At 47.2% G+C, this 14424-nt stretch carries 13 protein-coding genes; 10 read left to right on the forward strand and 3 right to left on the reverse strand.

All coding sequences use genetic code 11. The annotated features are described in order from the left end of the window. Positions 1-12: 12 nt before the first annotated feature. The 4 genes from BMY78_RS19885 to BMY78_RS19900 all read left to right on the forward strand — a co-directional run bounded on the left by BMY78_RS19885 (position 13) and on the right by BMY78_RS19900 (position 3933). On the forward strand, positions 13-780 hold the full coding sequence (locus tag BMY78_RS19885; protein WP_090902936.1) for an HAD family hydrolase: 768 nt from the start codon (positions 13-15) through the stop codon (positions 778-780). Further along, positions 777-1112 (forward strand): DMT family transporter, encoded by a 336-nt coding sequence (locus tag BMY78_RS19890; RefSeq protein ID WP_090902938.1) that lies wholly within the window; start codon positions 777-779, stop codon positions 1110-1112. Before BMY78_RS19885 ends, BMY78_RS19890 begins: the two co-directional genes overlap by 4 nt. Then, on the forward strand, positions 1112-2122 hold the full coding sequence (locus tag BMY78_RS19895; protein ID WP_090902940.1) for a metallophosphoesterase family protein: 1011 nt from the start codon (positions 1112-1114) through the stop codon (positions 2120-2122). Before BMY78_RS19890 ends, BMY78_RS19895 begins: the two co-directional genes overlap by 1 nt. Before the next feature lie 350 nt (positions 2123-2472). Next, positions 2473-3933 carry a carboxylesterase/lipase family protein gene (locus tag BMY78_RS19900; protein WP_090902942.1) on the forward strand — a complete coding sequence of 487 codons (1461 nt, stop codon included), beginning with the start codon at positions 2473-2475 and terminating at the stop codon, positions 3931-3933. A gap of 171 nt (positions 3934-4104) precedes the next feature. Here BMY78_RS19900 and BMY78_RS19905 read toward each other — a convergent pair whose 3' ends face one another. Next, positions 4105-5259, reverse strand: coding sequence for a VanZ family protein (locus tag BMY78_RS19905; protein ID WP_090902944.1), 1155 nt, complete (start codon positions 5257-5259; stop codon positions 4105-4107). Between the two features lie 244 nt (positions 5260-5503). Between BMY78_RS19905 and BMY78_RS19910 the strand changes: the two genes are divergently transcribed. From BMY78_RS19910 to BMY78_RS19930, 5 genes are all read left to right on the forward strand, one after another. Further along, positions 5504-5845 (forward strand): zinc ribbon domain-containing protein YjdM, encoded by a 342-nt coding sequence (locus tag BMY78_RS19910; RefSeq protein WP_090903613.1) that lies wholly within the window; start codon positions 5504-5506, stop codon positions 5843-5845. Between the two features lie 193 nt (positions 5846-6038). Then, positions 6039-6596, forward strand: a complete 558-nt coding sequence (locus tag BMY78_RS19915; protein WP_090902946.1) for an RNA polymerase sigma factor — start codon at positions 6039-6041, stop codon at positions 6594-6596. Further along, positions 6553-8211, forward strand: coding sequence for a DUF4179 domain-containing protein (locus tag BMY78_RS19920; RefSeq protein ID WP_090902947.1), 1659 nt, complete (start codon positions 6553-6555; stop codon positions 8209-8211). Before BMY78_RS19915 ends, BMY78_RS19920 begins: the two co-directional genes overlap by 44 nt. A gap of 433 nt (positions 8212-8644) precedes the next feature. Continuing rightward, the gene (locus BMY78_RS19925) at positions 8645-9457 is read left to right on the forward strand and encodes a class I SAM-dependent methyltransferase (protein WP_090902950.1); all 813 of its coding nucleotides are present in this window, start codon (positions 8645-8647) and stop codon (positions 9455-9457) included. Positions 9458-9630: 173 nt separating this feature from the next. After that, positions 9631-10692, forward strand: coding sequence for an LLM class flavin-dependent oxidoreductase (locus BMY78_RS19930; RefSeq protein ID WP_090902952.1), 1062 nt, complete (start codon positions 9631-9633; stop codon positions 10690-10692). Positions 10693-10796: 104 nt separating this feature from the next. On the opposite strand, the gene BMY78_RS19935 is transcribed toward BMY78_RS19930, so the two are convergent. After that, positions 10797-11456, reverse strand: a complete 660-nt coding sequence (locus BMY78_RS19935; RefSeq protein ID WP_090902954.1) for a TetR/AcrR family transcriptional regulator — start codon at positions 11454-11456, stop codon at positions 10797-10799. A gap of 192 nt (positions 11457-11648) precedes the next feature. Here BMY78_RS19935 and BMY78_RS19940 point away from each other — a divergent pair, with 192 nt between their 5' ends. Continuing rightward, positions 11649-12464, forward strand: coding sequence for an SDR family NAD(P)-dependent oxidoreductase (locus BMY78_RS19940; RefSeq protein ID WP_090902956.1), 816 nt, complete (start codon positions 11649-11651; stop codon positions 12462-12464). Positions 12465-12653: 189 nt separating this feature from the next. Here the strand turns inward: BMY78_RS19940 and BMY78_RS19945 are convergent, their stop codons facing one another. After that, complete coding sequence (locus tag BMY78_RS19945; protein ID WP_090902958.1) at positions 12654-14417, reverse strand: cellulase family glycosylhydrolase; 1764 nt, start codon at positions 14415-14417, stop codon at positions 12654-12656. Positions 14418-14424: the final 7 nt, after the last annotated feature.

Genomic DNA, 14424 nt, shown 5'->3' on the forward strand with positions numbered 1-14424 from the left:
GGAGCGTAACCGATGCCCGAATTAACGCTGGGGAACCTTTCGACCCCAATTGAGGCTATTTTATTTGACAAGGATGGGACATTGCTTGATTTTACAGCCATGTGGGGCTTCTGGACCGATTGTGTGATGGAGAACTTCCGGGAAGAGCTTGCTGCTCGTGCCCTTCAGTTCAACGCAGCAGAGATTCCTCATATATGGGGGACATTCCATGATGAGCAGGGTCGAATGAACGGTTATGATGTGCGAGGCCCCCTTGCCATGGGAACGATGGAGGAGGTCTACGCCGTATTAACTTGGCATGGCTATCGTGCAGGATTGAGCTGGGCGGAAGCGAAAATTATCGTGAGGGAATGTTTGCTACAGGCAGAATATGCAATGAATAAGGAGCGCCCTGCTCAGCCTCTCCCAGGTGTCCTTGCCTTTCTTGAGCAGTGTCGCAGCAAAGGACTGAAAATGGGCGTCGTCACAGCGGATGAGACCGAAAATGCCCTAAGTCATTTGAAGTGGATGGGGATTGACTCTTTTTTCACTGTAGTTGTAGGAACGGATCAGGTTGGACGGGGAAAACCGTTTCCTGACATGTTGTTGCTGGCGTGTGAGCGGCTGGGTGTACCTGCTGCAAGAGCTGTCGTGATCGGCGATACGGATGGTGATATGGAGATGGCTCGTGCTGCGGGGGCTGCCTGGAAGATTGCTGTCGGTGACCCTGCTCATATCAAGCTCGCGGATCTTACGGTTCGTTCGTTTGATGAATTGCTGGAAGTCGAGGTAAACCGATGACGAGTCATTCGTATACCGGCTGGATACTGCTTGCCCTGGCGATTGGATTGGAGCTGAGCGGTACGATTCTGATGAGGGTATCGGATGGGTTTACCCGCTTATGGCCTTCCATTCTTATGTTTGCCTGTTATGGAGCGAGCTTTACCCTGTTGAATTTTGCTGTGAAGTATATGCCGCTGGGTGTTGCTTATGCCATCTGGTCAGGCGTAGGCATTACATTGATTGGGATCGTGGGACATTACTTTCTGGGAGAACGTCTGAAGGCGATGTCGATCGTCTGGATGGGCTTTATTCTGATTGGCATTATTGGACTGAAATGGAGTGATTCCTGATGGGAAATGAAAATAAACACGAACAACCGATCGTCAGCTTCCAGGTCATCACCGATACTCATGTAAGAGAGCAGGCCGATCATATCCATAACCGTCATCTGGAGAAAGCACTGGAAGACATCGCAACATATAGTCATGGCAGCAGTGGAATTATGCATGTGGGTGATGTGACTGATCGTGGACTGCCGCAAGAATACCAGGAGTTGCAGCGTATATTGGAGACTCACAGCGAATCACTGCCTGAAATACGTTACACTGTAGGCAATCATGATATCGGAGCCATTCTATGGGGAGATCCGCCGCTGAATTTGACCACCATGACCCAGCATGAGGTGGGCGAGGTATTAGGGCATTCAGGGGATATGGGCCAAGTCGAGGCTCATGATATTGAAAAACCACAGAATTCCATCTCAATTGAAGAGTTATGGCAGAAGCGGTTGAGCGATTTTACAGCAATCACAGGTATGAACGGATCGTATCACGACCACTGGATCGACGGTTATCATTATATCTTCCTGGGTACGGAGCAGCCTCATCCAAAAGATTGTGATATGTCTGCCGATCAACTGCAATGGCTGGAAACGAAACTATCGGAGCAAGCATTGCCGGAGCAGCCGATTTTTGTCTTTCTCCATCAACCACTGATGGATACTGTTGCGGGTTCCATGAAGGAACAGGGTTGGTATGGCGTGAATCAGGACGCAGCATTAAAGGCTGTGCTAAGTCGTTATCCTCAGGTCATCCTCTTCTCTGGGCACACCCATTGGCAATTAGAGGCTCGGCGCACCATGTACGAAGGTGGCGGACAGCTGCCAACGATGTTTAATGCTTCCTCTGTAGCTTATCTCTGGACGGATGAGGATGAGCATCTGGAGGGAAGTGAGAGTCTACATGTGGATGTGTACCGCGATCGGGTTGTCGTTAAGGGTCGTAATCATGTAACCGGGAGCTGGATTGAAGGTGCAGAATATACGGTTCATTATCCGGTAAAAGTAAACGGCGGTAATTGATCCATACATCGTGTAAGTTGATGGAATATCCAGGGCAGCAATAGAAGACTTCGCTCGTTAATTGAAGCGGAGTCTTTATTATTACTGCAAAAGTTCCACGTGAAACGTAGCGATGGCGGTTGATTTTGGGCAAACTTGTAAATGGGACCAGCTGGGATTTATACTCAAATTATTGGAAACGCGCCAGCCAGTACATACAAAAGGGCGTTGAAGCAATAGAAGGTCATTCTTTGTGTACGTTATTAAACAAACCTTGAGACAGAATTTCATCAGCTCAAAGTTACACCCAGATCTGAACAATACCAGTCGTAAACTGGAACTATCGATCAGTAGAGAGGATGTATGTGCGCATGAGGGAACTTCAAGTGAATACAAGATATGGCACGGTTCAAGGAGAGCTTCTGCATGGAGTGAATGTATGGAAAGGCATTCCTTATGCTAAACCACCCGTGGGTGAATTACGCTTTCAGGCTCCGGTTCCACCCGAGTCGTGGGATGGAGTCAGAGAGGCGAAGCAATTCGGCCCTGAAAATATACAGCCAAGAAATCCTCAAACCGAGGCCATATCCGGACTGCCGCCGGTGGAATCGGAGGATAGTCTTTACCTGAATATCTGGGCACCTGAAAAAGAAAGCCATGATCCACTTTCCGTGATGGTATGGATTCATGGTGGATCGTTCGTTTCAGGCGCTGGCAGCCAGCCGATGTACGATGGAACACAACTCGTCCTCCGGGGAGACGTTATCGTCGTGACGATCAATTACCGCCTGGGGCCGCTTGGATTCCTGCATATGGCCCCGCTGGGAGAAGGTTTTGCATCCAACGTGGGTTTACTGGATCAGGTTGCTGCACTGCAATGGGTACAGGACAACATTGAGGCTTTTGGCGGCGACTCGGGTAACGTCACTGTATTCGGAGAATCTGCGGGCAGCATGAGTATTGCGGCTTTGATGGCGATGCCAGCAGCCAAAGGGTTGTTCCACCGTGCCATTATGCAAAGTGGAGCCTCGCAAGTCATGCCAGCAGAGCAGGCTTCAGCCATTCGTGAAGGCATGCTGAAGGTTCTGGGTGTGACACCAGATGACCTGCATAAACTCAAAACCATTCCAGTGGAGCAAATCATCGCTGCTGGCGAGACGGTCAAACAACAAAGCGGTGCAGGGATGGCCCTGTTGTTCCAGCCCGTACTGGATGGAGATACACTTCCGAACTCGCCTCTCCAGGCGGTAGAAAAGGGCGCAGCACAGGATATCCCTGTACTAATTGGAACCACTTTGCATGAAGGCTCGTTGTTCATTCAGCCTCAGGTGCCTTACTCCGAAGAGATCAATATGGTGAAGGCTGTTGATTTCATGACACCTGATCTGGAGAATCGGGCTGCCATTGCGGACAGTTATCCGAAGACTGCAGATGGCCAGGCCCAGGTAATGACGGATTTGTTCTTCTGGCGCTCGGCTGTGCAATATGCGGCAGCTCAGAAGAAGCATGCACCTGTATGGATGTATCGCTTTGATTGGGTGATGCCAGAGCATCCACTGCTGCAAAAATCAATTCATAGTATCGATATCTTCTTTGCTTTTAATACATTGCCTGTATTGAAGTTTATGAATGCCGAACCGGATGCCGCAGCAGCAGAACTTGCGGGTAAAGTGCAGGATGCATGGATTTCGTTTGCCAAGCAGGGCAAGCCTGAGACAGCGGGAGTAAATTGGCCTGCCTACGAAGATGATCGCGCTACGCTAATTTTCAATCATGAAGTGGAGTTGGTCCATGACCCGGAAGCTTCCAAACGTAAGCTGCTGGGGCTATAGTTCGACCACCTCTGGACTTCATCTTAACATAGTTAAAAGGTGTGTCTCGTCATTGGCTGACGAGGCACACCTTTTTTTACGATGGATCAAACTTGAAGACTTTAATGGCAAACGATACGGTACTATTCTTCACCCGAACCTATGTGCTGTGAGGTGGAATGAGTCCAGCATTTACTTTCGGGATGCTCTTGTCTTAGACACATCATCACAGTAAAACGCTCGCTTGCCCCGGGAGAACAGCACCAGTATGACATGAGCGAACAATACCAGGAGAATCAGCACATGCAAACCAACAATGCCGACAGAGAGCCATATTTTATAGGGCTCAAGCATCGCGTTTTTGTTTAGCAAAGCATACTCGTTTATGATTTGAGCAATGGTCACAAACAGCCAAGGGACGTAAAGCGCGAGCAATCTTTTGAACAGGGAACTGCTGGAAGGCTCGCCAGTCCGTTGATCAACATATCTGAATCGCATCAGGGCTGAACCTGGTGTTCTGCCTTCTTTCAGGGATGGGATAAAGAAAAATACAAACAGCATCGCGATCATGGTATTTAGCATAATGGTCATAGCATTTGTATGGGTTAGATTGAAAATAGACATTAAATTGGTTGCAAACACAACAACTACACTATCAATGATAAGCGCCAGTAATTGAGGTACAGGATAGACCTTGTTTTGTTCGAGGATTTGTTCGCTTTTCGCCTGAATACTTGCACGAGATGGGAATAAGGCAAGCAGGATGGGAGCTGCGAAGAATCCAAGCACCGTTCCTGAAGTATTCAGCAGGAGATCATCCACGTCAAACAACCGATACGGGCAATCATAAAAACCGTAGAAGCCTGTGATCTGGGTAATCTCAAAGAACAGGGATAAGCCGAATCCGCTTATTAAAGCCTGTTTCCAGTACGATCTATTTTGCCAAAAATACCGGATATACACGCCAAGTGGCATGAGAAGCATTACGTTGAACAGAACTTGCAGAAAAGCTCTGCCCTGAATCATTACCATATAGCTGGCGGGTTGAGACCAGACGATCGGTGTTTCTTTCATAATATCTTTTACAAAGGTGAACGGAAAAAGGTTGTAATATACGGTATCCGCTGCTTGCTGTGCACATGTATTACGCGTGGTCGGGAAAGGAAGAATAACCAGACAATACGCAGCCAGCAGGTAGAAAATAAATGAAAAGCTGACGCCAAATCGTGGCCAGCTAAAAAATCCATCTTTCCGATATCCGTAGATCAACCAAGGCACCAGCAAAAACATGGCGATAAGGACAAAAATAAAAAAAGCCGTTTGGACAGGAAAAACATAGGGTGACATAAGCAGAAACTCCTTCTAATCGGAAATGGATATCAGCAATTCGTGTGAGACACGACTTTAAGAATAGTATTTGTTATCAATTGTTCTTCTGGAATTTTAGTATAAGAAGCCTTCCTTAAATCAGGGGGCGGGGCAATCTTAAATTTAGTTTAAAATCAATTAACCTCGTGCCGATGTGGAACAATGGACTGCATTCCCGTATACTTGCGAGGAAGCCACAAAATGAATGGAGAGTTTAATACATATGTCTAATTTGCCTAATTGCCCCAAATGTAATTCCGAATACACGTACGAGGACGGTAATCTGTTGGTGTGTCCAGAGTGTGCGCACGAATGGAGGCTAGTGTCTGAACAAGAGAATGCAGAAGAAAGTAAAGTAGTACGCGATTCAAATGGTAATGTCCTGAATGATGGCGATACCGTTACGGTCATTAAGGATTTGAAGGTGAAAGGCAGCTCGTTGGTAGTTAAGCAGGGCACCAAAGTCAAAAACATTCGTCTGATTGACGGTGACCATGACATCGACTGCAAAATCGACAGCCTGGGCGCAATGAAGCTGAAGTCCGAGTTTGTGAAAAAAATCTAGCATCTCCTCTTAGGCATCGCTGGATTGCCATGTTACTGGTCTTGTCTTAAACCATAAAGAACGTTCATTTCTGCAATGCTGTGGAAGTGAAGGTTCTTTTTTGTTGTGTGGAGAAAGGGTAAGAATGAACCTTTGAAGGATCGGCTTTGTCTATAGATTTGAAAAGGCTGATGCAGAGAAAGGAGGGAACCTTTTGAACGAAAAGGAACTGTTTGAAAAGTACAACAAGGATGTGTACCGAACTTGTTATTACATGCTCCATCACGCTCAGGATGCAGAAGATGTATGCCACGATGTTTTTATTACGGTGTTTCGTCAGGATTGGCAGAAGGTTGAATACATGAAGACATGGCTGATGAGAATTACGGTGAATCATTGTCTTAACTTTCTGAAGAGGGAGCGCACAGCCAAGCAGCGGGAGAAAAAGCAGTTTATTCTCACGCCTCAACGAACGGCTGATCCGGTTGATACGTTGATCGAGCATGTGGAGGAGTCCGAGGTCTGGGCACAATGGGTTCATGAGCTGCCTGAGAAAATACGTTCAGCGATTCTGCTGCGTTATATGAATGAATTAAGTTTATCCGAAGCTGCAGAGATTCTGGAAGTACCACTGGGCACGGTGAAGTCAAGAGTTTATAAGGGAATTCGATTGCTTAGGAAAAAATGGGACCAAGCGAGAAAGCAACATCAGAAAGGGGAAATGTATAGTGAAGCATACGGAAAATCTGTTGTCTCGTCATCTGAAAAATGATGAGGATATTCGCTATCCCGATTTCGATGCCATGTGGGATCAGATAGTACAGGATCGGGAGCGTTGCCCTGAACTTCATGTATCAGAGAATAAAGCACATGTGCAACAACACTTCAAATGGAAAAAGACTGCATTGATCGGAACCGCTGCAGTTATTCTCATGGCGACGCCGGTATATGCAGCAGTCCACTACAATTGGGGTGATCTTTTAAATCACCGCAGTGGTATCCAGAATGCCATGCAAAAGGAGCTTGGACAGAAACTGAATCAGTCCGTAACAGTAAAAGGGGTAACATTAACTCTGGATACAGCCTTTTCCGATGATAATCGCACAGTTATTTTGTATACACTGGACCCTGGTAAGTATAAAGGTGATACCGTAAGATTCCCTTCTATTGGCCTGCGAGATGAGAGCGGCAAGCTAATTGAAGGGAGATACTACCATGTTCCTGATCAGACTGATGGGAAGTTTAAAGGGTACTTTGAGACGGAGTGGACACCATCAGGAAAAGAAGCGAATGTCGAATTCACTGTAGGTGGAATCCAAGTGTTAGTTCCGGAAGAAAAGGAAATTACCCTAGATCCGTTACAGCCACAATCACAGATGTTCAATATCAACAAGGATGGTTTGGGTGAACTTGTAGTTAGCGCATTCAACGAGAAGGAAAATAAGATGATGTTGTCTACATCATTAACCTTTGATCAACCGGAGGTTCGTGACTACGCCTTTCCGCATTTAAAGATATATGATCAGAATGGACAGATGGTGGAGGAGAATGCACCGAGCATAAATGGCAAGCCTGGAGAACATGGTGAATATATATCAGAACAGTTCTATAACCTGGAGACGTTGAAGCAACAAGCAGCAAGTTATGTACTGGCTTATAGTAAAGAAGAAAGAAAAATGGACCAACCACTGGATATCGGTATTCGTCTGGATAAAACAGAGATGCTTAGTGGTACGAGTACAAGAGTGCTAAATATACCTCTGGAGGATCAGTCGGATGGAGCAGTCATCAAGGAAGCCATAATTACACCCACCCAAATCAGGCTGATCGTTACTCATAGCGAATATTTCATGCAATTACCATATTTGAAATACACACTTGATGTAAATGGCAGCAAGTTAATTGGAGGGGTATGGCCGTCGGACGATCCGGCACATGAAGCGGAACTGCGCTTCGAAGTAACCTCTGGATTGGAAGTTAATCAGGATACCCCAATGACCTTGTATGCCCGCCATAAAGTCAATTATATTCAGGGTGAATTTGAGCCAATTACCTTATCCGAGATTGGGGAGAAACCACAATACATTAATTCGAATCTGGGCGATTCTATAATCCATTGGACATATTACCGTAAGGACGGTGATTTGTACGTGGAGAGATATAGTGATGATCTACATTTTGGTGGAATTAATCAGACCTATACGATCCAGAAGGGCAAACGAAGTTATGGTACTCCGGCCAAGACTCAATTTGCGGGTGACGGAAAAAACCTGGGTATTGATCGGTATAATAATTACACATCGGATTCAGCAATCGTATATCCGTGGATGTACAGCACAGAAGAACCGGAACGTGAAGTAGCTGTGCAACTGGAAAATAAGAATTGACAGGAAATATTTAGAAGTACTATACTGAGTAAAATTTAACAGTCAAATGCATTGATCAGGAGTATTAAGGCACAAGGTTTGGTCCAGAGAACTGTCGTTATGGTGCAAGGCAGTCCAACCTATCCCCAACTCACCTGTGAGCAGCAGGATCGAATCGTAGTTACGTAAGTATCGTCATTGTTCAGCACAGGGAAGGGCTGGATGTTGAAAATGATGCTATACGCTGACTTCATGTAGATCCTGACGGTTAACCTCCGTCATCAGGTCCTGAGATGTTATGGCAGGATAGGTTGGAGCACGATGTATCCAATCCTGTTCATGGATCAAAAAAGAGTGGTACCGCGAAGGTCAGACCTGTCGCCTCTTAGTTGAGGCGGCAGGTTTTTTGTTTTTTTATATGGCCTTAATGTTGAGAAAAGGCAGGTGCAGAATCATGGAAAGATCACGTGTGATTGAGTATTATTCCAGATTTGATGAGTGGGGGAGGCTGGACCGGGAGCCACTCGAGTTCATCATTAACATGCATTATATCCGAGAGTCCCTTCCGGCAACCGGACTTGTGCTGGACAATGGCGCCGGACCAGGCAAATATGCGATGGAGCTTGCCAGGCTCGGATACCATGTCACACTGTCAGACCTGACCCCTGCATCTGTGGATATGGCTCGGCAGAAGGCAATGGAGTTGGATTTAACACAGCAGTTTGATGGATTCCATGTATTGGATGCGACCCATCTGAACGGCATTGCAGATGAGACGTATGATGCCTCTCTGATGCTGGGGCCGTTGTATCATCTGCAGACGGAAGAAGAGCGAGTGGCCGCGGTACGGGAGCTGCATCGGGTCACCAAGCGTGGGGGAACTGTGTTTGTAGCGATGCAGAGCCGCATGCGAATGGGCATTACCTCTTTGCAATTCCCGCAGCAATGGAAACCACATGACCATATGGAAGCTATCCGGTCTTTTGTGGAAAAGGGGACATTCGATCATCTGGATCAAGGACGGTTTACGGGGGCGTACTATTTCAACATTCAGGATATTAACCCGTTTATGGAGCAGCACGGATTCGAAACGGTAAACCTGATTGGATCGTCCAGTCTGAGAGCTATGCTCACAGAAGAGCAGCAGCAATATTGGAAAGAACGCGGGGAATACGATGAGTTGATTCACTACATGATTGAGGCGGCCAAAGACCCATCGATATTGGGAATCTCGTCTCATCTGCTGTACATTGGGAAAAAGAAATAATCATGAAATCATTGGATTCTGAGAAGAATATTTCACGAAAGTGCCCTCTGGAAACAGGGGGCACTTGTATTTTTCATCAAAATAGTTCAATATTAAGATAAATAACAAAAGGTGATCTACTTACAATAGGTTAGATGAACGACGGATCGCTTCATACCAGGGAGGAATAGACAATGGAAATCGGAATCAGTACATTTGTGGAGACGAACCCAGATGTAAACACAGGAGAACTTATAAGCCATGCGCAGCGTATTCGCGACGTCGTTGAAGAGATTGTTTTGGCAGATCAGGTGGGGCTGGATGTATACGGCGTGGGAGAACATCATCGTGCCGACTATGCCGCTTCATCACCAGCTGTCATTCTGGCCGCCGCAGCTTCACAGACCAAACGCATTCGCCTAACCAGCGCTGTAACGGTGCTATCTTCGGCTGATCCGGTACGGGTTTTTCAGGATTTTGCAACGCTGGATGGCATTTCGAATGGGCGTGCGGAAATTATGGCAGGGCGGGGATCATTCATCGAATCATTCCCATTGTTCGGCTATGATCTGAATGATTATGATGAATTATTTGATGAAAAATTGGAGCTGCTCTTAAAGCTGCGTGACTCGGAAAAAGTAACTTGGGAAGGCAAACACCGCCCTTCCTTTAACAATCTGGGCATCTACCCACGTCCGGTACAAGAGAAGCTGCCTGTATGGATCGGTAGTGGCGGTAACCAGGAATCGGTTGTCCGCGCAGGTCTGCTTGGATTACCGCTTGTCCTCGCTATTATTGGTGGTCGTCCTGTTCAATTCGCGCCACTGGTGGAGTTGTACAAAAAAGCAGCCGCACATGCAGGTCACGACGCTTCCAAACTGACTGTGGCTTCCCACTCTCATGGGTTCATTGCGGATACAACAGATGAAGCCGTGGAGAAATTCTTCCCTCCAGCTCAGGCTGTAATGAACATACTGGGCCGTGAACGCGGCTGGGGACACTACAGCCGTGCAACCTTTGACGCGGCACGCAGTCTGGAAGGCGCATTGTATGTGGGTGATGTGGATACCGTGGCTCAGAAGATTATCTATCTGCGCAAAGAAGTGGGTATTACACGCTTCATGCTACACACTCCCCTCGGTACGATGCCGCATGAAGAAGTGATGAGAGCCATTGAATTGCTCGGCAAAGAAGTCGCTCCCAAAGTCCGTGCTGAAATCTCGCGTTGGGAAGCTGAGAACGAAGCCGCGCGTTAATTAGCGATAGTAATCCCTTATATATAATTATAAAAAGGAGCAGGTTCCTTCATCCGAGCGATGAAGTGCTTGCTCCTTCTTTCGTTTCCTTATCCATTCATGGCTTAGCCATTGGAGGATACTCCAACAAGTGAAAGAATAACCATGGACAACGTATGATCATATAGCCGTTTCGCGGCATCTTCACTCTCAATATGGCCTCCCAGGTACAGATGGATGACACCATGCAGAGGGGCCCAAATCATACGGACTGCAAGCAGGAGATCGTTCTCCTTAAGCATTCCCTGCTCAATTGAGGCCGCAACCAAGGAAGTAATTTGTTTGAGGGCAGTTGCTGTTCCTTGCAGACTCTCTGCATCTGGTTTGAATTCTGCAAAAGAACCACCAAACATCAGCTGATAGAAGCTGGATTGTGTAATCCCGAAATCCCAGTAGGCATAAGCGAGATCGCGAAAATAATTCTCGAATGATGCTTGCTGAGGCACGGATTCAAACGATTGGGATAGGAGGGCGCACCCCTCCATATATAGATATTTAGCTAACCCTTCTTTCTTGCCGAAGAGGTTATATATGATTTTGGTGGAGCACTCCATTCGTTCTGCCACACGCCGAACCGTGACGGCTTCGGGACCGTGCTCTTGCAGCAAAGATGCGGCGGCATGCACAATATTTTGGCGCAGGTTTTCGGAGTGCTGGAGTCTGGCTTCCTGAAAGGTAGTGACCGTGTGAGCGGATTCTTTGGAACCCGAATTGTGATCTTTCATCTATCTCATCCTCATACATCCATATTGTTGTTTAACGGAAACTGTGTTTCTTATCGTCATTCTACTGTTTTACGCTGGAAATCGTCAAATGATCAAAAGAAGTTGACAGTAAGAAGACAAGAGAGTACGATGGTTTCATTAGGAAACAGTGTTTCCAATAAAAAACGAGTGTTTAAAAAAGGTGGATGAGATATGAAGCAGGTTCAAAATCAATGGGTCCTCATTACGGGGGCTTCTTCAGGAATTGGGCAGACTTTTGCATTGGAGATGGCGTCAAAAGGCAAACATGTGGTCTTGGTGGCCCGATCGGAGTCCAAATTGCGTCAACTAGCAGAACGGATTGAGCGAACCTATCAAGTGAAGACGGAAGTAATTGTAGCGGATCTATCCCAGGCGGATGCACCACAACACGTTTATGAGGAATGTATGAATCGAGGAATACAGGTCAATGTATTAATCAACAATGCGGGATTTGCCACGCATGGAATGTTTGAGCAGGTGGATGGTGCACGGCAGCAGGAAGAGATTATGCTGAATGTACTCGCAGTCATGAACATGACCCATCTTTTCCTGCCAGGCATGCTGCAAAAACGGAACGGTACCGTCATCAATGTCTCTTCAACGGCTGCTTTTCAGCCTGATCCATACATGGCTGTATATGGGGCTACGAAATCTTTCGTTCTTTCTTTTACAGAGGCGTTGTATGAAGAGAACCGGAAGCGAGGCGTTCAGTTTTTGGCTTTATGTCCTGGCTCGACCGATACCTCATTCTTCGACGTAGTAGGAGCCGAAGAGGCCTCGGTAGGCAAACGGGATACGCCAGAGCATGTTGTGGAAGTGGCGATGAAGGCGTTGGCGTCAGGCAAGCCGTATGCTGTGCCAGGTGCCTCCAATTACTGGACGGCCCAGTTCGCTCGCCTTATGCCGCGCAGACAAATGCTGCGCATCGTAGGGGGCATGCTTCGGCCCCGTTCGAAGAGTGGCAAGCCGCAAAAGGCACAGGCTTAGGCGTACCATACCAAACCATACCAAACCTACCAAACCTACCAAACCTACCAAACTCAAAGACGCTGCCAGCTGAAATACCCAACTGGCAGCGTCTCTATTTGAACAATCTTCAATACTGTGTAGGTCATGCTGCATCCAGCAGCGCCCATTGCAATCAACAGGTCGTACAATCTCAACCCGCGAACAATTTCAATTATTTTGTACCTTGCCAGTCACCTGATTTCCGTTCTTAATCAGGGTGTAGCGAATGACCTCACCACTCCAGAAATGAAATGTTAGCTCGATCTGTGCGTCGTGCAGTTCTTTGAGCCAATCGGGCTGTAGTTTAATTTCATTCGTTTCATAAGAAGGAGCAAATGTGGTCAAAAACTCTTTGAACGGTGTCCAGTCCTGTGACGCTGTATTCTCACCGGAAGCATACACAGCCTCCATCGTGGCAAGCTGATCACCTTGAAACTGGGTCGGAATGGAGAAGGTGTCTACCGTACCTGTTGCCCCGCCCAACTTGGGCTCCGTAGACACAATTACATTCCATTTCCATTCTGCGCCCCGATTGAACTTTGCTGTAAGTATCCCATGGTTCCCAATTTTCTGAGTTGAGCGGATCATCCGTGATAACGCAGCGGATTTGACGGTTAACGTGTTGCCGTTGAACGAATAATCCGTGCCAGCTTTTAGCATCTCCTCACCCGCATACAGGGCAACCAGCTTGTTTCCGTTTAACTTGATCGTCAATGGTCTGTCTCCCACAGGCGCACCTTGTTTGAAATAGAGCAGATCGCATTCTCCCACGGCAGAACGTCCTGTCAAAGACGCTTGGATCATCTGAAATAAATCGTTGTCAGCCCACTGAAATGTTTGTCGATTCAGATGCTGACCGTTGTCCCATAACATGGACGCGATCTTTTTTTCTTTTAGCTGATGACCGATGAATTCAAAATATTTCAGCTTCTCTCCCTGTTCGATGACATCCGTATGTTTGTCGAAACCGAGCAGGCCGTATTCGCCCAGAATAACCGGAATACCTTGAATAACCAGCGTGTTGTACACGTTATTAAACGTACTGGCCGCATCATTTTTCGTATCCGTATCGAAGGTGGTATGCCCCGCAATGTTGACGCTGAACGGCCAGTATCCGTAATAATGCACCGTAGCAATCAGGTTGTGGTCCTTTAGCCCAGCTATCGTCTGCTGCAAACTGTCGAGTCTCACCTGTGTTGGTGAACCTTCCAGCGTAGGCAGGACCAACGGGCGCTCAGCGTTATTTCCACCTGTTTCTCGTACCAACTTAACAAATGCAGTGTTCAATTCATGCAAAAGCTCCAACTGTCGCGCCTCATCAATATTGCTGCCTGAGCCCATGTCGCCTGCATTTGTTGCTCCGCGGTGAAAGCGCGGTTCGTTAACACTTTCAAACATCAGCTTACGTGGTTCATCTTTGAACTGCTTGGCAATCTGAGTCCATACTGCTTTATAACGGGAAAGCACCTGATCATGGTCCGCCTCCAGTTGACTGATCCAGAGATAGGAATCATGGTGAACGTTCACGACGACATAGAGGTTGGCGTCAAGCGCCCATTGGACAACCTCCTGAACACGCGCCATGTAGGCCGGATCAACAGTGTAGTCTGGTGCGTCACCCATATGCCCATCCCATGTGACGGGAATGCGAATACTTCGGTATCCCTGAGCAGCGATCTGCTGTATCAGTTCGCGGGTAACTCGCGGGTTGCCCCAATACGTTTCGTCAGGACCGACCGTATCCAGGGAATTTCCCAGGTTCCATCCCGGCTGCATCCCGTCAACATAGGTTTGAAGTGGACCCAAAGCCGTCGTTTCATGTTGTCTGGCAAGTTCAGACTTGGCTGCAGATGCAGGCAAAGGAAGCAGAATAAACAGACACAGGGTGATGCAAACAAGCGTAAAAAAGAAATGGTGGCTAGGTGGGTTCATGAGGGCT

The organism is Paenibacillus sp. OK076 (assembly GCF_900110055.1).
GTDB lineage: Bacteria > Bacillota > Bacilli > Paenibacillales > Paenibacillaceae > Paenibacillus.

Bases quoted from the DNA above. Each gene is read 5' to 3' on its own strand.
- BMY78_RS19910 (WP_090903613.1), top strand. From the start codon at position 5,504: ATGTCTAATTTGCCTAATTGCCCCAAATGTAATTCCGAATACACGTAC.
- BMY78_RS19905 (WP_090902944.1), bottom strand. From the start codon at position 5,259: ATGTCACCCTATGTTTTTCCTGTCCAAACGGCTTTTTTTATTTTTGTC.
- BMY78_RS19935 (WP_090902954.1), bottom strand. From the start codon at position 11,456: ATGAAAGATCACAATTCGGGTTCCAAAGAATCCGCTCACACGGTCACT.
- BMY78_RS19900 (WP_090902942.1), top strand. From the start codon at position 2,473: ATGAGGGAACTTCAAGTGAATACAAGATATGGCACGGTTCAAGGAGAG.
- BMY78_RS19930 (WP_090902952.1), top strand. From the start codon at position 9,631: ATGGAAATCGGAATCAGTACATTTGTGGAGACGAACCCAGATGTAAAC.
- BMY78_RS19940 (WP_090902956.1), top strand. From the start codon at position 11,649: ATGAAGCAGGTTCAAAATCAATGGGTCCTCATTACGGGGGCTTCTTCA.
- BMY78_RS19895 (WP_090902940.1), top strand. From the start codon at position 1,112: ATGGGAAATGAAAATAAACACGAACAACCGATCGTCAGCTTCCAGGTC.
- BMY78_RS19890 (WP_090902938.1), top strand. From the start codon at position 777: ATGACGAGTCATTCGTATACCGGCTGGATACTGCTTGCCCTGGCGATT.
- BMY78_RS19885 (WP_090902936.1), top strand. From the start codon at position 13: ATGCCCGAATTAACGCTGGGGAACCTTTCGACCCCAATTGAGGCTATT.
- BMY78_RS19945 (WP_090902958.1), bottom strand. From the start codon at position 14,417: ATGAACCCACCTAGCCACCATTTCTTTTTTACGCTTGTTTGCATCACC.
- BMY78_RS19925 (WP_090902950.1), top strand. From the start codon at position 8,645: ATGGAAAGATCACGTGTGATTGAGTATTATTCCAGATTTGATGAGTGG.